Origin of the sequence: Bacillus sp. 16GRE42, assembly GCF_019837435.1 — a bacterium.
Lineage (GTDB): Bacteria > Bacillota > Bacilli > Bacillales > Bacillaceae_G > Bacillus_A > Bacillus_A wiedmannii.
Genome location: NZ_JADAXF010000002.1, coordinates 673,528 through 693,813 on the forward strand (window position 1 = coordinate 673,528; position 20,286 = coordinate 693,813).

Annotated in this window: 15 protein-coding genes; 5 read left to right on the forward strand and 10 right to left on the reverse strand. The window is 34.9% G+C overall.

Annotated features, from left to right (window positions below; translation table 11 throughout):
* Nucleotides 1-79 precede the first annotated feature (79 nt).
* Nucleotides 80-322 (forward strand): YflJ family protein, encoded by a 243-nt coding sequence (locus tag ILS93_RS15825; protein WP_098275409.1) that lies wholly within the window; start codon nucleotides 80-82, stop codon nucleotides 320-322.
* 142 nt (nucleotides 323-464) lie between these two features.
* Here the strand turns inward: ILS93_RS15825 and ILS93_RS15830 are convergent, their stop codons facing one another.
* From ILS93_RS15830 to ILS93_RS15840, 3 genes are all read right to left on the reverse strand, one after another.
* Entirely contained in the window at nucleotides 465-1,418 is a 954-nt protein-coding gene (locus tag ILS93_RS15830; protein ID WP_222660836.1) for a TRM11 family SAM-dependent methyltransferase, read from the reverse strand.
* A gap of 141 nt (nucleotides 1,419-1,559) precedes the next feature.
* On the reverse strand, nucleotides 1,560-3,149 hold the full coding sequence (locus tag ILS93_RS15835) for an N-acetylmuramoyl-L-alanine amidase (RefSeq protein ID WP_222660838.1): 1,590 nt from the start codon (nucleotides 3,147-3,149) through the stop codon (nucleotides 1,560-1,562).
* Nucleotides 3,150-3,358: 209 nt separating this feature from the next.
* Complete coding sequence (locus ILS93_RS15840; RefSeq protein WP_064473733.1) at nucleotides 3,359-4,408, reverse strand: M42 family metallopeptidase; 1,050 nt, start codon at nucleotides 4,406-4,408, stop codon at nucleotides 3,359-3,361.
* A 126-nt stretch (nucleotides 4,409-4,534) separates the two neighbouring features.
* On the opposite strand from ILS93_RS15840, the gene ILS93_RS15845 reads away from it, so the two are divergent.
* Entirely contained in the window at nucleotides 4,535-4,714 is a 180-nt protein-coding gene (locus ILS93_RS15845; RefSeq protein WP_222660840.1) for a hypothetical protein, read from the forward strand.
* A gap of 21 nt (nucleotides 4,715-4,735) precedes the next feature.
* Here ILS93_RS15845 and ILS93_RS15850 read toward each other — a convergent pair whose 3' ends face one another.
* The 3 genes from ILS93_RS15850 to ILS93_RS15860 form a co-directional block, all read right to left on the reverse strand.
* Complete coding sequence (locus ILS93_RS15850; RefSeq protein ID WP_064473732.1) at nucleotides 4,736-5,062, reverse strand: nucleoside triphosphate pyrophosphohydrolase; 327 nt, start codon at nucleotides 5,060-5,062, stop codon at nucleotides 4,736-4,738.
* 17 nt (nucleotides 5,063-5,079) lie between these two features.
* Nucleotides 5,080-5,397 carry a hypothetical protein gene (locus ILS93_RS15855; protein ID WP_222660842.1) on the reverse strand — a complete coding sequence of 106 codons (318 nt, stop codon included), beginning with the start codon at nucleotides 5,395-5,397 and terminating at the stop codon, nucleotides 5,080-5,082.
* A 112-nt stretch (nucleotides 5,398-5,509) separates the two neighbouring features.
* Nucleotides 5,510-6,298: an enoyl-CoA hydratase gene (locus ILS93_RS15860; protein ID WP_222660844.1), complete on the reverse strand. Its 789-nt coding sequence runs from the start codon at nucleotides 6,296-6,298 to the stop codon at nucleotides 5,510-5,512.
* A 308-nt stretch (nucleotides 6,299-6,606) separates the two neighbouring features.
* Here ILS93_RS15860 and ILS93_RS15865 point away from each other — a divergent pair, with 308 nt between their 5' ends.
* The 3 genes from ILS93_RS15865 to patB1 all read left to right on the forward strand — a co-directional run bounded on the left by ILS93_RS15865 (nucleotide 6,607) and on the right by patB1 (nucleotide 10,840).
* Nucleotides 6,607-7,986: an O-antigen ligase family protein gene (locus ILS93_RS15865; RefSeq protein ID WP_222660845.1), complete on the forward strand. Its 1,380-nt coding sequence runs from the start codon at nucleotides 6,607-6,609 to the stop codon at nucleotides 7,984-7,986.
* A gap of 223 nt (nucleotides 7,987-8,209) precedes the next feature.
* Nucleotides 8,210-9,625 carry an MBOAT family O-acyltransferase gene (locus ILS93_RS15870; RefSeq protein WP_222660847.1) on the forward strand — a complete coding sequence of 472 codons (1,416 nt, stop codon included), beginning with the start codon at nucleotides 8,210-8,212 and terminating at the stop codon, nucleotides 9,623-9,625.
* A 24-nt stretch (nucleotides 9,626-9,649) separates the two neighbouring features.
* Nucleotides 9,650-10,840 carry a secondary cell wall polysaccharide O-acetyltransferase PatB1 gene (gene patB1, locus ILS93_RS15875; RefSeq protein WP_222660849.1) on the forward strand — a complete coding sequence of 397 codons (1,191 nt, stop codon included), beginning with the start codon at nucleotides 9,650-9,652 and terminating at the stop codon, nucleotides 10,838-10,840.
* Nucleotides 10,841-10,944: 104 nt separating this feature from the next.
* Here patB1 and ILS93_RS15880 read toward each other — a convergent pair whose 3' ends face one another.
* The 4 genes from ILS93_RS15880 to ILS93_RS15895 form a co-directional block, all read right to left on the reverse strand.
* Nucleotides 10,945-13,533: an S-layer homology domain-containing protein gene (locus tag ILS93_RS15880; protein ID WP_222660851.1), complete on the reverse strand. Its 2,589-nt coding sequence runs from the start codon at nucleotides 13,531-13,533 to the stop codon at nucleotides 10,945-10,947.
* 713 nt (nucleotides 13,534-14,246) lie between these two features.
* Entirely contained in the window at nucleotides 14,247-16,703 is a 2,457-nt protein-coding gene (locus tag ILS93_RS15885) for an S-layer homology domain-containing protein (RefSeq protein WP_222660853.1), read from the reverse strand.
* A 685-nt stretch (nucleotides 16,704-17,388) separates the two neighbouring features.
* The gene (gene csaB, locus ILS93_RS15890; protein WP_222660855.1) at nucleotides 17,389-18,486 is read right to left on the reverse strand and encodes a polysaccharide pyruvyl transferase CsaB; all 1,098 of its coding nucleotides are present in this window, start codon (nucleotides 18,484-18,486) and stop codon (nucleotides 17,389-17,391) included.
* Between the two features lie 141 nt (nucleotides 18,487-18,627).
* Nucleotides 18,628-20,148 carry a putative polysaccharide biosynthesis protein gene (locus ILS93_RS15895; RefSeq protein WP_064473723.1) on the reverse strand — a complete coding sequence of 507 codons (1,521 nt, stop codon included), beginning with the start codon at nucleotides 20,146-20,148 and terminating at the stop codon, nucleotides 18,628-18,630.
* Between the last annotated feature and the right edge of the window lie 138 nt (nucleotides 20,149-20,286).

Below are 20,286 nucleotides of genomic sequence, written 5' to 3' on the forward strand. Positions count from 1 at the left end.
AGGGTATAAATTTGTATACATTGTGTAAAAAAGCATACACTACTGTCTATTTTTTTATACACGGTCCGGAAACTATTTTATGGAACACCTTGATACAACTAGGCTTATTATTTTCAATGGAAAGTTACTTCCCCCCCCAACATATACTGTTCAAAAGCAAAAAGGAAGTGATCCAATGTATTACGGAACGAAAGGCTGGTACGTAGCTGAATTAAAAAAATTAGGCGTGCGCTATCTTGAAGGACGAAAACTAGAAAGTTACCGCGGGCACGTCTTACGCAATTTATTACTTGCACAACAAGAGAAATTAAAAGAACAGTAATATACTAATGTAACGATATCGACGATTCGACATAGGATATCGACTTACCGACAAATTCCGCTAATTCATCTATCTACACTACCAACCAATCACACATCAATATCAAACAAAAAAGGTCACCTAAACGGGTGACCTTCCTTTCTTATTCACAAACAAGAATTTGTCTAATAAATGATCCTTTTCTTGTAACACAGCGATCTGTAATTTCGAATCCTGCTTCATGGATCATGTCGTCCATTGTTTCCATCGTGACAACGACTACCTTTTTAGCGATGCGGTGCGCACTTGAAAGAATGGAGAACTGGTCTTCTGGTGTTGCATGCGTAAATAAGTCGTACGGCATATCGATAATGGCAACGTCGTAGTTCTCAGTAATTTCCTCGATTGGACCTATTGTTACTGTTCCTTCAAATCCGAAATGTGCGATGTTTTTTCTCGTTCCAAGAACTACCAGTGGATTAATATCTCTACCAACGATGTTAATCCCCATAGAAAGTGCTTCTACTACTACTGTTCCAATACCGCAGCACGGGTCAATTGCTCGTACTCCCTCTGGATTTGGTACAGCAATATTTGCAACTGATCTCGCAACACGTGTGCTAAGAGATGTCGAATAACTATGCGGTTTTTTTATGTGATGATACCAAACTGGTTCACTTTCTACATAGTGTCCGAAGTACCAGCGTCCTCCAAGAGGAACAATCCCAAATACACGCTCTGGATTACGAACATCTGCTTCTCCTTCAATATGCATACCGAGGTCGCGTTCAATGAGACGTCTTTCCCCATATTCAATTTTATTTTCTTTACCAAGATCATTGATTTTAACGAAGATAACTTTAAATGACGCCCCCGCCAAATCAATTTGTTCTACTTGTTTTAAAATACTTTCTAAGTCGTCTCCTTCATACATAACCTCAACGCGCTCTTTAATAAACGCACTTCTACTCGGGGCAATTTTGACATCACTTTTCAAAATATTAACGTGAGACTCCGTTCCAAAGAACGAGCGCATTTCCAAGTAACATAAAGCACGCTCCTCTTCGCGAAATGCATACGTATATATACATGCAGGTGTTTTACTATGATTATTCAATCTATTATCATCCTCTATATCGTTATAATTGCAATTACTACAATACTTTTTCATATAAAATTAAATGATATCACATGCCGGAAATAAAGAGAAACGTTAATAAATAAAAGAGACTGCCTATTGGCAATCTCTTTTGATTTATTAACGGAAAGAAGATACGCTATTACCCTTTGCTTCGTAATAATCTAAAATACCTTGATAAATCGCTTCCGCTGCAGCTTGTCTCTGTTTTGTTGTAGCAATTTTATCTGCATCACTTTTGTTATCTACAAATGCTAATTCTGTTAATACAGCTGGCATTGTATTTTCTCTAATTACATATAGATCACCTTTTTTCACACCACGGTCTGTTGTTCCAAGTGCTACTACAAGACGGTCTTGAATTTTTTTTGCTAATAACTTACTGTCTTCTACATATGGATTCGTTGATCTTGTCGGTGCTGCTGCATAATAGAATGTTTCTGTACCGTGCCCTTTTTTATCATCCGTACCGTTACCATGAATACTTACAAAAATATCTCCGTTATGTTCCTGTGCAAATTCTACACGTTTCTTTAATGAATCAGGACCACTTGTTCCTGGACGTGTATTATCTGTACGAGTGAACATCACAGTAAATGGTGCCTTTTGCTCAAATATTTTCTGTAATCGTAATGATACATCTAATACAGTTTCACTTTCTTTCTCATAATAACCAGGATTACCCGAGTCAATTCCACCGTGACCTGGATCAATAATAATTGCTTTACCTTCTAAGAAGTTATCTTGTTTTACTGGGTTTAATTGATTTTTATCAACCCACTGGAAACCAGCGCCTACGCGGATACGAATCCAGCTGCCACTCTCTTCCATAATCGTTACTGTTTGTGCATTATATGTACCTAGCACTTTAGAACTATGTGAAGCTGTTTCATATGCAGTAAAGTCTTGGTTAATTGTTTCTGTTTTTTCTTGTAAAGGTGTCCACTTCTCGCCTTTACTTGTTACAATTTTCAACCAGCCGTCTGCTCTTTGCTCTTTCACTTCAACCATTTGTGGCTTATGCTGAACGTCAGTAATACCAGATGATAATGATGGTTGATGATATGTAATAAAGTTTCTGTTCATATACATTCTTTTTGATGTATTTGTTTTATCTTTATCAGCCTTTGCAATGAACTGAGCTGTTTCTGCACGCGTTACAGTTCCTTCAGGATTCCAGCCATTTCCCGTACCATTAGAAATCTCTAAAGCTACTAAAATATTAGCTTGCTTCTTACCCCAATGAGGTTCCAAATCTTTAAACTGTGTTGGAAGTTCTCCAATAATCTTCTTATCTAATGAGTACGCTTGTACTAACATAGATGCCATAGATGCACGGTTCATTTTGCCGAATGGATTGAAATTACCAGTACCATCTCCATTAATTGCACCTGCTTTTTCCACTGCAGCAATGTACGGCGCTGCCCAATGGCTCTGTGCGTCTTTAAAAGATGGTTTTGCTTTTGGATCAATCGGTAAACCAAGAACGACTGCTATGATTTTTGCAGCTGATCCTCTATCTACTGCTTCAGATGGAGAAAACGTTCCATCTGGCTTTCCATCAAGCGCTTTTTTTTCTACTAAATAATTAACTGATTCTTGCGCCCATGTAGGAACATCTGAAAACTTCTTCGCTGCTGCGAAACTACTTACTGGAGACGATAATAAACTTGCGGCTAAAATACCTGCCGCGACTGCACGATACTTCATAAAAAATAATACTCCTCTCAACAATCATCTTTTAATAACGCGTAATCTTAATATATAAATCTTGATAAATCCGAACAAAAAAAATTAATGCGCCTCTATCATTTTATAATACTCGAATTATGTAGTAAACCTACTTTCTTAATATTGTAAAATAAAGTCGATTTCTCTACAAACAAAAAATAGGCTACTAGAGGTAGCCTATTTTTTTCTTATTCTGCAATCATCTCTGATAATACATATGCATAAACAAGTGCTTCTGTATGTGCAATCGAACTTTCATGTGTACGCTCAAATGCATGAGAAGAATCAATACCCGCTCCAATTAATGCATGTTTCACATCAAATCCAGCGTGAATCGCAGCTGATGCATCCGATCCGTAGTACGGATAAATATCTACTTTATATTCGATATTGTTCGTTTTTGCAAGCTCTACTAAATGTTTACGCAGTGCATAATGATACGGACCACTAGAGTCTTTTGCACAAATAGATACAGTATATTCGTCAGATGCTTGTCCATCACCTAACGCTCCCATATCAACCGCTAAATACTCAACCGTTTCTTCTGGAATGTTAGAGTTACCACCGTATCCAATCTCTTCATTATTAGAAATTAAGAAATGAGTTGTATATGGTAATGTTACGTTTTCATCTTGTAATCTCTTAATTAATTTTAATAAAATCGCAACACTTACTTTGTCATCTAAATGACGTGATTTTATGTATCCACTCTCTGTAATTTGAACGCGCGGGTCAAATGAAACGAAATCTCCTACTTCAATTCCTAATTCGCGTACTTCATCAGCTGAAAAGACACGCTCATCAATACGAACCTCAATATTTTTCTCGTCTCGTTTCGCTTCACCTGCATCTTTATATACATGCACAGATGTTTGATGCATTAAAATCGTTCCTGTATACGTCTTACCGCTTGATGTTTCAATTTCGCAATATTCTCCTTCTACAGAGTTCCAGCGAAATCCGCCAATCATAGAAAGACTTAGACGACCGTCAGGCTTAATTTCTTTCACCATCGCACCTAACGTATCAACGTGTGCCGTTAATAAACGGTGCTGTGCATCATTTTTCCCTTTTACCGTTAAAATAAGAGCGCCTTTATTGTTACGCTTCGTTTCTACATTCCACTCACTTACATAGTTTTCAATAAAACGAATGATTTTCTCTGTATTTCCAGATGGACTTGGAATAGAGACAAGCTCCTTAATAAGTTCCATCGTTTCTTTCGTATGATGTGCCATTGTCGTTCCCTCCTCATTTTCTCTATTATTTAGTATACCGAATTTACTATAAATCCTCTACTCATATAGCTTAATTTTCTAAATTGCGGTAAAATTCTTTTTAGTATACAAAAAGAGTTATAAAATATGAATATATCAAAAAAATATATACACATTGCACTCATTTGGTTTTTAGCATCATTATTTTGTTTACAAGTTTCTTATGCCGTTCACACTACTACTTCTATTACAATTGGCTGGGTATTAACAGCTATCTTCTTCATTATTAGTTTAATTGCAACAAAAAAGCATAGCTTTACTCACTAACGCTATGCTTTCCCTACGAAACTATTCTTCTGAAACATCCAACAAATAAATGCCTCTTTCAAATCCACCGCGCTCTATTTCTTTTTTCTTACGAAGACGTTCTATATCTTCAATTGTTGCACCTTCTGCACGCGCTAATGAAATGATCACTTCCAGTGCATCCGCAAGAGAATCTAGCGCATGTTCACGCTCTTTCATAGAAGCAAATTCACGAATTTCTTCCGTTCCAATTTTCGCTAAAGCTTGTATGTATGCTTGTCCTGTTAATTTTTGTGCTGTATATGTTTTTCCAGACATCAAAATCTTCTCTGGAACACGATCTCTTACTAACTTGTTATATGCTGACATCATTCATCCTCCTATGTTTAATAACATCCGAGCTCTGCTTTATAGAAAAACCATTTTTTCTTCACGCACGCACTAAGCATATCAATTCCTGACCCATGTGCCCTTACGTGAGGAAAGAAATAGTGCTCTAATTCTTCTTCCTTACCATATAGAGTTTCGTACTCAGCTGGAATTGCTTCTTTTTTCACATTTTTTTCTTTCGTCACTTCGCCAGAAAACGCAACGCTTGGATGCCCTTCAAAAAACAATGCAGTTCGCACAGCCATAGATGGTGTACTATGCAAAGCATAATATGCTATTACAATCATGCCGATAACACCGATAATTTTCTTCATATATTACTCCTAAAAAAAAGTGCTAACACAATTATACTAAAATGTGTTAGCACTTTCTCCCCTTTACCTTAAATTAACCGGCAGTAAAACTACCATTAATTCAAATTTCACTTTATTCCCCTTTAAATGCAGGCAAACGTTTTTCTAAAAATGCAGCAATGCCTTCTTTATGATCCGCTGTTTGTCTCATCGCATATTGGCCGCGCTTTTCAAGTTGCAGCGTTTGTTCTAAATTGGAGCGATTTACTTCACATAAAATTTGCTTCGTTTGAATCATCGCTTTAATCGGCTTTTGTGACCATTCACTAATTTTTTGCTTCACAGCCGTTTGGAAATCCTCGCCGATTACTTCATCAATTAAACCGATATCAAGCGCTTCTGTTGCTGATAATTTCTTTCCTTCCCAAATAATTTGCTTCGTCATATTTTCACCGACGCGCTTTTGAAGGAAGAAATGGCCACCACCATCTGGAATTAAAGCGATTCCAATAAAGTTCATCGCAATAACGGATGATATATCTGCCATCACATAGTCAGCTGTTAACGCAATACTTAACCCAAGACCAGCAGTTGGTCCATGAATAGCACTAATAACAAGCTTCGGCATCGTATATAAAGCCACAACAACTTCAGAAATGGTATTCATAATGCCATCAAACTTGCTTTCATCATTACTTGAAAGCATCGATTTAATATCTCCACCCGCAGAAAAACCACGACCACTTCCGCATAACACAACAATGTGTGCAGAACTCTCCGCTACTTCTTTCAATTTTTGTAATAACTCTTTTAATGTTGGCTCATCTAATGCATTTAACACCTCTGGGCGATTGACCATAACCGTTGCAACGTGCCCTTCATATTTCACAACGACAGATTCTGTTTTACTTGTTACTTCCATTATATATACCCCTCTTTTCTACATAAAGATTATACTTATATAATTATAGAAAGGTGGTGAAAAACCCTTCTTTTTTCTCAATTTTCTGTCTAATAATCTCGTAATTTGTATATGACCTTGTATAAAACATACAATTCCGTTGAAAAATATAGAAATTAAAGTCGGTTTATCACCTCTCTTCATCTATTTACCATTACAATGAAATGGTGTATTCTTAAGTCTGATATAAAAATTAAATATAGAAATTCATTCTCCTTCCTATTTATATAGAGGTTCTGAAATAAAGGAATGAAGAAATGGAGGAACATATGGTTACTAAGTTCAAACAGACGGATAACTACTTCCCGCATTTCCTACTGCTATTCATTGTGTTTCAACCAATTTTAGATTTATTAACATCTTTTTCAATCTATGTATTACACATGAGCGCAACAGTCGGAATCGTAGTCCGTTTCGCCTTTATGCTTCTTGCATTAGGTTATCTACTTCTTCATCATAAACAACAAGGCGCGAAAAAGTATATTCTTTATTTATGTCTATTTGGCATTGTACTCGCAATTGGCCTTGTGAATAATTTAATGGTCAAATCTCCAGTTTCATTTGGAGAAGAAGTGAAATTTATTTTGAAAAGTGTATATCCAATTGTACTACTGTTTGGATATATTATCGCACTAAAAGAATTAAAAAATAACGAATATGTATTTCATAAAATCATTACGTATTTCTTATATGCAACGTTAATTTTAAGTATTTCAATTATCGCGGCTATGGCAACTGGTACAGATTTCCCAAGCTATCCGAACTCAAAGATCGGTTCAAGAGGATGGTTCTTTGCTGGAAATGATTTAAGTTCCATTTTTGCAATTATGTTCCCAATCGTTGTCTTATACTCAGTTCATAAAACAACTTCTTTCTCAAAAGCGTATTACTGGATTCCAACTGTAGTTGCAATGTATGCAAGCATTATGATCGGAACGAAAGTAGGCTATGGTGCCATCGTTATTACACTTGGTATCGCCCTTTTCTTCTTATTCATTGAATATATGATACATCGTAAAAAAGAAGGAAAAGGATTCACATATCTTGTAAATACAGTTGTTGCTGCTTTCGTATTAGGAGGGTTACTCGTACTTACACCGCAAACTCCTATCGCAAAAAACATGACCATCCATTTACAAATATATGAATACAAAAAATCAGTACAAGAAGAAAAAGACAGAAAAGAAGGAAAAGTAGTTACAGAAGAAGAACATAAGCAAGGCGAACTAACAGACTCTGAAATGAAAAGTTTAATTTACAGTGATCGCGACAAGTTTTTAAAAGTATATAAACAATACTATAAAGAAGCACCACTATCTCAAAAACTATTTGGAATGGGGTACGCTGGTAACTACACAACGAAAATGAAGTTAGTCGAAATGGATTTCCACGACCTATTCTTCGCATTCGGAATTGTTGGATTCCTTATGTACTTATTGCCTCTTCTTTATTTCGGTATAAAAATATTCATTCGCATCATCACAAACTTCAAGAGACTATTTAGCGTAAAACATATGCTACTAGCTAGCACACTCGTCTTATCGCTCGGTATCGGCTTTATGTCTGGACACGTATTAACAGCACCAGCCGTTAGCATTTTCTTTGTTGTGATACTCGCTTACTTAATTGTTGATTTAGAAATAGAATAGAAAGAAGCAGCATCCATCTGGATGCTGCTTCTTTCTATTCCAACCCTTTACCGCCTCTAGCATTCAAAGTGCTAATTCTTTCTACTACAGTAATAGAATAATTATTTTAATCGAATTATTAACATGATAAAATATTAAAGGCACTATTATATAAAAGAATATATAATAGATATGTCGGTTTTTTTTGCACGAAATGTATTTCGAAAAAAGTGAGGAGAGTCCTTTGGTATTTAGTAGTTCGATTTTCTTATTTATCTTTTTACCTCTCGTATTATTTCTCTATTTTATAGTGCGTGCCGAGCTACGTAATTTCGTATTGCTTGCATTTAGTTTAATTTTCTATGCATGGGGCGAACCACGTTTCGTTCTTTTAATGCTCTTTTCCATCGTATTAAACTACTGCTTTGGCCTACTCGTGCATCATTATGATAAACGAAAAAATATGAAAGTCACATTTTTAATTATGGCTGTGGTCGGAAATATTTTATTACTGTCTTATTTTAAATATATTTCATTTTTCACAGACATTTTAAACAAATCATTGCATTTATCTATTCATGTGGAACCTATTCCACTACCAATCGGAATTTCATTTTATACATTCCAAGCGATGTCCTATGTCATCGATATATACCGTAAAGATGGGGATGTTCAAAAAAATCCACTTAACTTAGCGCTATATATATCTATTTTCCCTCAGCTTATTGCCGGACCAATTGTTCGTTACAATATCGTCGCTGAGCAAATTAAAACGCGCATCCATTCTTTTGAACGATTCACAGAAGGTATTCAAATTTTCGTTCTCGGACTAGCAAAAAAAATATTAATCGCCAACCAAGTAGGATTTGTCGCCGATAAAATATTTGCCTTACCACCATCTGAAATAAGTGTTGGAACGGCATGGATTGGTATTATCGCCTACACCCTCCAAATTTATTTCGATTTCTCAGGGTACTCTGATATGGCAATCGGACTTGGAAAAATGTTCGGATTTGATTTCCCGAAAAACTTCAACTACCCATACATCTCTAAATCTATTTCAGAGTTTTGGAGAAGATGGCATATTACACTTGGATCTTGGTTCCGCGATTACATATATATCCCGCTCGGCGGAAACCGTGTTTCAAAACTAGCGAATTATCGTAACCTCTTCATCGTATGGGGATTAACTGGTTTATGGCACGGGGCGAGCTGGACATTTATCGCCTGGGGCTTATATTACGGCTTTATTATTTCAATTGAAAAAGCTGGATTCGAAAAAATATTAAACAAACTATGGAAACCGCTGCAACATGCATACGTATTAATAATCGTTATGATTGGCTGGGTCTTCTTCCGAGCTGACAACTTCGCTTACTCGTTCCAATACTTAAAAGCGATGTTCGGCATAGGAAGACAATCTTTCATCGATGACAATACAATGTTATACGTACATGAATACATTATCGTATTTCTCATTGCCTTTATCGCAGCGACACCAATTTTAAAACGAATGAAAAACATACTAGAACTTGCGCCAAAAACGTATATGTTCACAATGCAATTTGTACGTCCTATATTATTACTAACATTATTTATGATTTCGGTTATGTACTTGATTAACTCAACATATAATCCATTTATTTATTTCAGGTTTTAACTTATGTAGGAAGGAAAAGTTATTATGAAAAAATTGGGGAACCTCATCCTGTTAATTGGTTTTCTCACCATTATCTTTTCATTTGGCATATTATCGTTACTCAAACTAGACCGAGACATTTCACCAGTTGAAAATCGGCCGCTCGCTCAAAAACCAGCACTGACGAAAGAAGCTCTCCTAACTGGTAGCTTCTTTAAAGATTTTGAAACATACACAAATGATCAACTAATCGGACGAGATGAATTTATTAAAAACTATACAATTGCCCAAATTAATATGGGCAAATCTCTCATTAACGACATTATTTTGACTGATGATAAATGGCTCCTTAAAAATCCAGCGTGGACGAAAAAGTATAATGAAATTGATCAATCCATGCCCGCTATAAACGACTTATCTCAGTTTTTAAAAGAACAAAACGTCGAGTTTTACTTTGCTTTACCACCGTCAAAAACGAATGCATTATCATTTAAATTACCTTCTCATATTCACACTTATGCACAGGACAATTTAAATTACTTTCTAAAAAAACTTCCAGCTGACGTAAAGCCAATAAAACTGATGGAACACTATAAACAGAACTATACGAACGAAGAAATACAGGACATGTATTTCAAAACAGATCATCATTGGAATATGGACGGTGCCTTCTTAGGCTACCAATATATAATGAACACAATCGGGCAACAATCTTCTATATATAAAGGAAAAGAAATAAAAAAAGAAGACTACAATCGTACATGTGCGCAAAATAAACATTTAGTCGGAAGCTTCAACAACCAACTATACCAACTCATCGATGCAACTGGTGAAAAATTGTGCTACTACACACCGAAAGGCGGTTTCAACTTCACAAGCGTAACCGCAAAAGATGTGAAAGGTACTATTCATCAAAACTTAGATGACATATACGGCGTAGAAAAACAAAAAGATATAACATCATACGCAGGTTATTACACGGACGACTATCCAGAAATCGTCATCGAAAATAACAATGCACCAAATGAAGTACGCGCCTTAGTCCTAAAAGACTCATTCGCAAACGCAATCGTGCCACACTTAGCACAAAACTTCAAACACACATCTATCCTCGACCTGCGTCACTATCACGAAAAAGATGTATATCAATACATGAAAGACAACAATATTAACATGGTATTGTTCGTGTATAGTGATTCAAATTTGAGTGGGGATATGTTTAAGTTTAAGCAATAAAAGAAGCCTCTTGTAATTTTTACAAGAGGCTTCTTTTCGATATTTATGAAAAAAAATCAGCGGGGATGAATCCCCACTGATTTTTCATTTTATCTATAATCAACTTATAGATTTGGGTTGTTAAGCACGTTCACGTGTACAGCTTGTGAACCGATTTCGCTTGTTAGAACATCTTTCTCACCTAATACTTTGAATACTAATGTACCTTTGTCAGTGTACTTAGTAGTTAAAGTATTGTAGATGTCTGCACTGAAGTTTGGAAGTGCAGAATCACTTGTTTGAGATACTGTTACATGACCAAGCTCTTGATCGAATAAATCGAAGTGAGCATTGCCATTTGTATCAAGGTAAAGTTTACCTTGGTCGTCACCAGATTTCACAACGCGTACTTTATGTTGTGTATCTTTCGTTAAGTTAATACCTTTTACGATATCATCTTGGTTACTCTTCTCAAGTTCTAATACAGTACCGATATTAATTTTCTTCTCAACGAAGTTTTCTGTTTGAACTGGTTTGAAGTTTACAGATTTAATAGCGATCTTCTCTTGAACGATTTCAACTGTTGCTTTACCAGCAGTTGCACCATTTTTCGTTAAGTGGATATCAACTTTACCTGGTTTTAAACCTTTAACAACAACTTTATTTCCAACAATTTTAGCTTCAGCTACAGCTGGATTTTTAGATTCAACTACATAACCTTCTAAGTTTTCAGGATCAGAGTATACGCGATCTGAAGTGTACTTAGATAATTGATATGCAACTGTGTTAGAAACATTTAGGTCAAGTTTTGTATCAGGTGATTGGCCGTATTGACCTACTTTAGATACAAGTTCGAAGTTTTTGAATGCAACGTTACCTTCTGTTACGTTCACATATAATGAACCTAGAGTTTCACCGTTAGCATTTTGGAAGTGAACTGTACCTTCTCCTACTTCGTTACCTGTAACACCAATAGTTTTTGTACCAATTGAACCAGAGTCAGTCGTTACTACTTCTAATCCACCTTCTGCAACTACACCAGTTTTTGGAAGAACTTCTTTAATTGCAGCTACGTTAGCACCAAATGGATCGCCATATTGGTCAGTTGTTACGAATGTAACAGGTAATGTTTTATTTTGAACAACTTGTAATTTATCTGGGTTAGCTTTTACTGATTTTAATGTACGAGAATCAGTCGTTACTTTAAATTTAACATCTTTTGTAACGTCGCCTACTTTAATAGTAAGTGTAGCTTCACCAGCAGCTTCAGCCGTAATATAGTTGTTTACTACAGAAATAATACCGTGGTTTGAAGATTTAATGCTGATTGAGTTTGGATCAACAACTTTATCTTCTCCAGCAATTGTAGCAACTACGTTATGAATTTGTGCTTTTTCACCAACAACTAAGTTTTGGCTATTTAGCTTAAAGTCTTTTCCAGTAAGTTTATTACCGTATACTACACCGTTTTTATCTGCATCTACCGCAAATACAGTGTTTTTAATTGCAGAAGCTGGTGTATCAAGGTTTTTCACTGTAATAATACCAGTGTTAGAAACTGTTAAACCACCACGTTTTGTAACTTGTACTTCTACTTTATAGTCACCGTGTGAAAGACCAACACCAAGTTTACCTGTAGAAGAAGTAGAGTTTCCACCCTCAAAGATGTTTGCTGGTGAACCGTCTAAGTTATTTGCTACAAATTTGACGTCATGGTTTGCTAAGTTTAAGTACTCAACATCAGCGTTACCTTTTTCTTCGTTTAATTTGAAGGCAACTGCTTGACCAGCACGATCATCATCAAATGTAAGTTTTTCAACTGCTAATTTTTTCACTTCGTATACGAATTTCGTTACGAATGATTGATTTTTCACTTTTACAGTAAGATCTTTATTTGGAGCTACTTTACCACCAAGTGTTACAACTGCAGAAGTACCGTCAGCACTTGCTTCGATTGCAACAGCTTTGTCTCCTTCAAGAGTTACATCAGCAGCAGCAAGCTTATCTAAACCAGTTCCTGTTAATGTTAATTTCGCTGGTTCAGAAATTTTCACATCAGTTACATATGCTTGTGCATTATCTTTTTTGCCATATTTTTTATCTGCTACTGCGATAAATTTAGCTGCTTCTGCACGAGATACAGATTTATTTGGCTCCCATTTGTTTCCGCCTGTTCCTTCAGAAAGTCCAAGATTGATTAGGATGTTTGCTTTTTCTTCACCCCAATGATCTAATAAATCTTCAAATTTTGTAACTAACTCGCCGTTAACTTTATCTTTTAAGTTATAAGCACCTACTATCATAGAAGCGAAAGAAGCACGGTCAATCTTTTTATCTGGAGAGAAGTTTTCTTTACCATCACCTCTAACAACACCCGCTTTTTCAACAGCTGCAATGTATTTAGAAGCCCAATGATTTTTAGCATCTTTGAAAGATGGTTGTGCACCCTCTTCAACTTTTAAACCTAATGTAATTGCCATAATTTTCGCAGCAGAAGCACGGTCAATTTCTTCAGCTGGAGCGTATGTACCATCTGGCTTACCTTCGATTGCACCTTTATCTACTAAGTAATTGATAGAATCTAATCCCCAATGACCAGCTGGAACGTCTGGGAATGATTTACCTGCTGCTGCTACTGGAGATACAACACCTGCTACCATTGCTGCTGTCATTGTACCTGCGATTACTTTTTTGTAAGAGTTAGTCTTTGCCATTTTATAAATTTCCTCCTTCAGGAATATGCTACTAGTTTCATATCATATTAAATTTGAAACTAGCTAGTTAGAAAAACCATAAAACAATAAAAACACAAACAAAAATACTATAATGAAAAGTAGTTCACATAACAAAATGATACAAACCGCTAGATGTAAATATAAGGTTTAAATACCATTTTCTGAAACAAGTTCATCATACTATACAAAAACATTCGTTATCAAGAACTTTCTCAAAAGAAGATTCGACATATTCTGATATTTCAGTCTTTTAATTGTATCATTATTATATTAATAATACTCAAATATAGAAATGAACAAACTGTTTTCCTATAAACCACCCTCACTGCGCTTCGTATATTTTTCATATCGAATACACAATTGGAATTATAGCATATATTTCCACTTCATCACTTAATTATTTTTTACAATAAATACAATTTTCAGACTACATCCGACTAAAAATATTGTATTTCGACATTTTCTTCTTCTTTTCGAATGATTTTTTAACAAAAAAAGGTTTTAATTTACAAATAATTTACATATCGATGAGGTATTCTTCTATTTTTGAAAACGTTTTCGATTTGTTTCTCAATAAAACGAACTACTAATTTGCAAAATATGATCTACTTTTCATATCTCTTTTTATATAAAAAATCAGACAAAAAAAGAGCCCACATATTGTGGACTCTTTTCATTGAAATAAATTTCAATTAGCGAGTTGCTGTTACTGATTTGAAAGCAGCAAGTGCATTTCCTGCTTTGTCAGTAGTCTTGAACTCATATTTAGCATTATTTTCTAGTTCTTTAGCTTTTACTGTTACTGTACCAGTTGCTAAGTTAACATCTGCTGGAGCTGTTACTTTAAGAACTACAGTTTCTGCTTTTTCGTCAGCTTTTGCTACAGTTAATGCTACACCGTTTAAATCAACTGTGAAGTCATTTGTATCAATGTTTACAGCTTCAGAGAATGTTAAAGTGATTTCTTTAGCATCAACTTTTGTAATTTTAGCCGATTTGAATTCAGGAGCTTTTGTATCTACAACATTTACTAATAAGTTTGTTGTACCCATTTTTACTCCGTCTTTATTTGCAACGTTAGCTACTGTAAATTTCACTGTTTCTGTTTTTTCGAAAGTGAATGTTTCTGGTAATTCAATTGTTACTGATTTTCCATCAGCATTAACAACGATTAAAGTACCTTCTGGTAATTTAGCACCAGCTAATGTGTAGTTGTTTACATTAGCAGCTGAATCAGTGCCTTGGCCACCTTTTACTTCTTTATCAAATGTTACTGTAAACTTAGTTTTGCTATCTGCAACACGCTCAACTTTAGTTGCTTTTGGTGCTACTTCATCTTTTTTACCTTCTTCTTTTTTCTCTACAACTTTTACTTCTTTAGTAAATGCTGCAGATTCATTACCAGCTGTATCTTTTACAAATCCTTTTGTAGCAGCAACTTTATAGTTACCCTTTTCTGGGAATGTTAAAGTGATAGCTTTTTTATTATCCTCAACTGGAGCAACAGCTACTTCTTTAGTTACATCTTTACTTGTATCTAAGTTAATTACACGAAGTTTTCCTTCTTGCGCAGTTACATCTTTATCGAAAGTAAGTGTTGCTGCTTTATTTTCATTAGCTTCAACTTTTACGAAGTTAGGAGCTACAACATCTTTTGTAACTTTTACTTCTTTAGTTACTTTAGTACCTACATTGTTAGCTGCATCTTTGTAGCCAACAAATTCAACTGTAATGTTTGCAGCTGTTTCTTTCTCTGTAAGAGCTCCTGGTACTGTAACAATTGCTTTTGTAGTATCTTGATCAAGAGCAATTGTAGTACCTTCTACTACTTTATTACCTTTTTTAACTACTACTTTACCTTCTGCAGAAAGTTCTTCTGAGAATGTAACTTCTAATGTAGCTACGCCTTCAGCAAGTTCTTTTACTTTAACTTCTTTAACTTCTGGAGCTGTAACATCTTTTTCTACTTTATAAGTAGCTTTACCTTCATACATTTCCATTGTGTTACCAACTAAATCTTTAGCACCAGTTACGATTACGTTAAACGCTTCACCGTTTTTAACTACAGATGCAACATCAGCTTTTGTTAATGTAACTGTATTGTCTACAGGAGCAGCTGTGAATTTCGTACCGTTAATAACAACAGTTACTTCATCTGCACTTAACTTTTCACTGAATACTACTTTAACATTTCCGTCTGGAGTAGATACTGTAGATACAGTTGGAGCTACTTCATCGTTAAAGAAAATTACTTCTAATGCTTTTGGAATGTCTTTTCCATCTACAGATTTAACATCTTTAACATGTGCAACATAAGCTTGTTTATTTACAAGTGCATTTTTTAATGTAATAGTTGCTGATTTTTTATCTTTGCTTAACTCAACTTTTTCAATATCAAGTTCTTTTGAACCTTCTACAACTGCAAAGTTTGCAGCAGTTACATCTTTAACTTCAGTACCGAATTTAACTTCGATCTCTTTAGCATTGATTGCTTTAATAGACTCAACTTTAGCTTCTGCTTTTTGTCCGAACTGCATGTCAGTCTTAGCAATAAATTTAGCAGCTTCTGCACGAGTTACAGATTTATCTGGCTCCCAACCATTACCAGTACCATTAGTGATATCTAAAGCAACTAAGATGTTAGCAGCTTTTTCACCCCAGTGATCTTTTAAATCAGAGAATTTAGTTTCTAATTGTCCGCTTACTTTACCATCTAATTTGTATGCTTTTACGATCATTGTTGCCATAGAAGCACGATTAATTTGGTTGTTTGGATTAAACTTACCAGTTTCATCCCCTTGAATTACACCAGCTTTTTCAACAGCTGCGATATATTTAGCAGCCCATGAATCTTGAGCATCTTTGAAAGATGGTTTTGCACCCTCTTTAACGTCTAAACCTAATGTAATTGCCATAATTTTCGCTGCAGAAGCACGATCAATTGCTTCAGTTGGAGCGAATGTTCCGTCTGGTTTACCTTCGATTGCTTTTTTTGCTACTAAATAATCAATGTACTCTGCACTCCAAGAACCAGGTTGAACGTCTGGGAATGATTTTCCTGCTGCTGCTACTGGAGAAACAACACCTGCTACCATTGCTGCTGTCATTGTACCAGCGATTACTTTTTTGTAAGAGTTAGTCTTTGCCATTTTATATATTTCCTCCTTAGGAATGTAATACTAGTTCCATAAGTTTTTAAATAGATATTCTATTTATTTTTGAAACTAGTAGATATAAATGTGGTTAACGTATTCTTTGTACAGAATAATAGAATATCCTGTATTACGGAATCATAAAGAAATCATACACTCTTTTCATCCAATTTAAAATCTCAAATTCGACAAAAAAGTGAATTTTCACAATTCTAAACGGGCGTTTTTTCGACTTTCATTTTAAAAAACTCAGATCACAAAATCAGAATATTTTAAACAAATAGTAAAACGTGTCAGAATTACATTTTCAACAATCTTCTTATAACCATTTACAACTATAACAGAAAAACAATTCCAATTTCAATATTTAACTATAAAGATATTACGACATTAATCGACAGCTTATTTTTATATAATTCGACACTTTTCTTACCTTCTCATTTTTCAAAATTACCAAACCTATTTTCTTATAATTTACCAAGTAAAACACCAAATCCTAATATTCTCTATATGATAATGTTAGGATTATTAAACATACATCTTATCTCTCAAACTTCTTTTTTTATGAGCATAGGTTTCAAATTACTTGTAAAATTCGACATTTTTCTACAAACATTTCTTTTCTTTCGACATTTTCTATTTTTCAAATAATAAAAAAAGAGGATGTCCTCTTAAGTTAAGATTACATTCCTCTTTTTTCGAACTCTTTTGAATTCAAGTCACTTATGATGTAGCGAGACGCTGTTGAAATTTGTTCTCGCAATTCTTCTACTCTTTGTTCCAATGTTGCTTGTACATATTCTTTTTGTTCTAGTTGTTTCGTTGCCACGTTATACAAAGTTTCAGCCGTCCAGTCACCATCTACGTTTCCGATAATCGGCTGATTTACTTGTTGTAAAAATGAATCGATCTTTGGATCATATGAAATACCGACCATAGGAATATTAGCAACCGCTGATAATATAAGCGCATGAAGTCTCATACCTATTAGAAGTGAACATTCCGACAAAATTGAAATTTTCTCATAGATATCCAGCTTATACGGAAGCATATGGGCTTCTTCTCCCATTAAGTTAATAATATCGCGTGATGCATTTTGATCAAATGGTCCATGCATTGGTACGAATAAAATATGATATCCTTCACGCTTAAATTTTTTCAGCGTATCTGCTAGCTTCTTCATATAATCTTCTTTCGCGTCCCAATACCTCACACTAACTGCAATTACTTTCCCTTGAATTGAATGTTTTCGCAGCCAATCCGACTTCATTCCTTCTGGTTGACATGCCAATACTGGATCTGGAACTAGTTCGATATCTTTCTTAATACCCATTTCTTTTAAATACAAAAATGAATCTTCATCACGAACTGATATATATGCCGCTTTTGATACTTGCCATTTCACTAATAAACGATTTTGTCTTTTCGTAATTGGACCAATTCCTTGCGCATAAATATAATACGGCTTCTTCAAAAAGCGAGCAATCCGCATAATACCTGTATAGTACAAAATGCTTTTAATACTCGTTTTATCTTGAAGGAGACTTCCCCCTCCGCTAATTAAACCGTTACTTTTCTTTATTTCCTTATAAATTGCTCTTATATCCCAGCGATTTACTGCCTCTACACCGTACATTTTTCTTGTATAGTCGGGGTCATTCGAAAGTACAACAAGCTCAAGAGTAGGATCCTCTTCATGTAGCGCTTTAATAATTGATTGCAAAATTGCTTCGTCCCCAACATTATAAAAACCATAATATCCTGATAAAACTAACCGCACTCTTAATCTCCTCCAACATTTCGCAATCAACTTTTTGTCATTCAACAAATTGCTATCAACTCTTTAATAAGAAAAGTTGGATAACTTCAAATTGATTTCTTTCACAAACATATACATAGACATACTCATTTATAGACAAATTTACTTACGTAAAAATGGAATTTGCTTTTTGGATATCCAGTTCAACTTTAATGCGCATATGCCATATATGAACAAGGCCACACAAAATGCTAAACCACTATATATTACTGCAATAAGTCTAGAATCTAACACATTTATTACAGTAGATGCGAAATATAATCCTATACCTACTATACTAGATACTCCAATTACAGCAAAAAATCTCCCCATTCGAATCGAATAAGGCAATTCTTTTCGAATGTATATATAATTTACGATACAAATCATGATATATATGATAAGTGTACTATAAGCCGCACCAGTTATGCCAAATTGACTTACGAGTACTATATTTAATATGACTTTTACAAAACTCGCTCCAACAACTATCCACGCCGCTTGCTTAGAACGGTTAATTCCTTGCAAAATTCCTATTGATAATACCATAAGTGATGTGAAATACGAACTACCAATTAAAATAGCTAACATGCCGCTCCCTTTAGCATCTGTAAACAACCCAACATTTAACGGGACTGTAAGTGCCATGAGCCAGATTGTTATCGGCGTTGTTAAAATATGAGCAAGCTCATTTGTTCGTTCAATTGTGTGTTTTGCTAACGCTATATCTTTCTTTGTTAATGCAGCAGTTAACAACGGGATTAACGGAAATACCATCGCGCTTGCAAACACGACAATTAATTGAGTAAACGCAAAACCACGACTATATATACCAAATTGTTCTTGAATCGTTGTAGTGGATTCATGTAGCATATGTGGAATCGTTACAGAATCAACTAAATTTAACAACGGCATCGATAATGCTCCAATCGCAATTGGAATCGAGACCCGAAGTATTTTTTTTGCATTTTCTTTAAAGTCTTGCAGTGAATATGTATTACTTTTATAACGATATATACTTTTTACATACTTCAATCTCAAATAGATAAGTGACGTAATTACCCCAAGGCAAGAACCAATCATTGCACCGCCTGTTATAACATCACTATCTTTATTCCAAGATACGAATAAGAATGCAATTGCTAACATAAAGAAAACACGAATGAACTGCTCAATTACTTGTGACACCCCGGTAGGAATCATATCTCCAAAACCTTGGAAATACCCTCGATATACCGCCATATATGGTGCGATTAATAAAGCAAACGAAGTGACAATTAATGGGAGTCTCGTATCTTGTCCACCAAGCATATTTGCAAACATACTTGATCCAATCATAATAACCGAAAATCCAAGCACCCCAAATATTACTCCAATAATAGATGCTGACGTAAATAGTTTGGCAATCCCATCTTTATCATTCTTCTCATGAAGTTCAGCGATTAACTGTGATATAGCTAGCGGTACTCCCGCTACTGATAAAGTTAAAGCTATCATATATACAGGAAAAACAAGGCGAAAAATCCCAAGCACTTCATCTCCTGCTATATTTTGTAATGGGATTTGAAAAAAACTTCCCAACACTTTCGATAGAAACGTTGTAATCGTTAAAATCGCAGCGCCTTTCACAAACTTATTATTCATCTTCTAGCTCTTTTCTTTCAATATATAATTTCCATACATATTACATCATAAAACGAGATAACTATATTCTTCTCTTTTTAGAAAAATTTCACTTTATCTCATTTAGCTATCATACCAAATTTATTATACATTGAATAC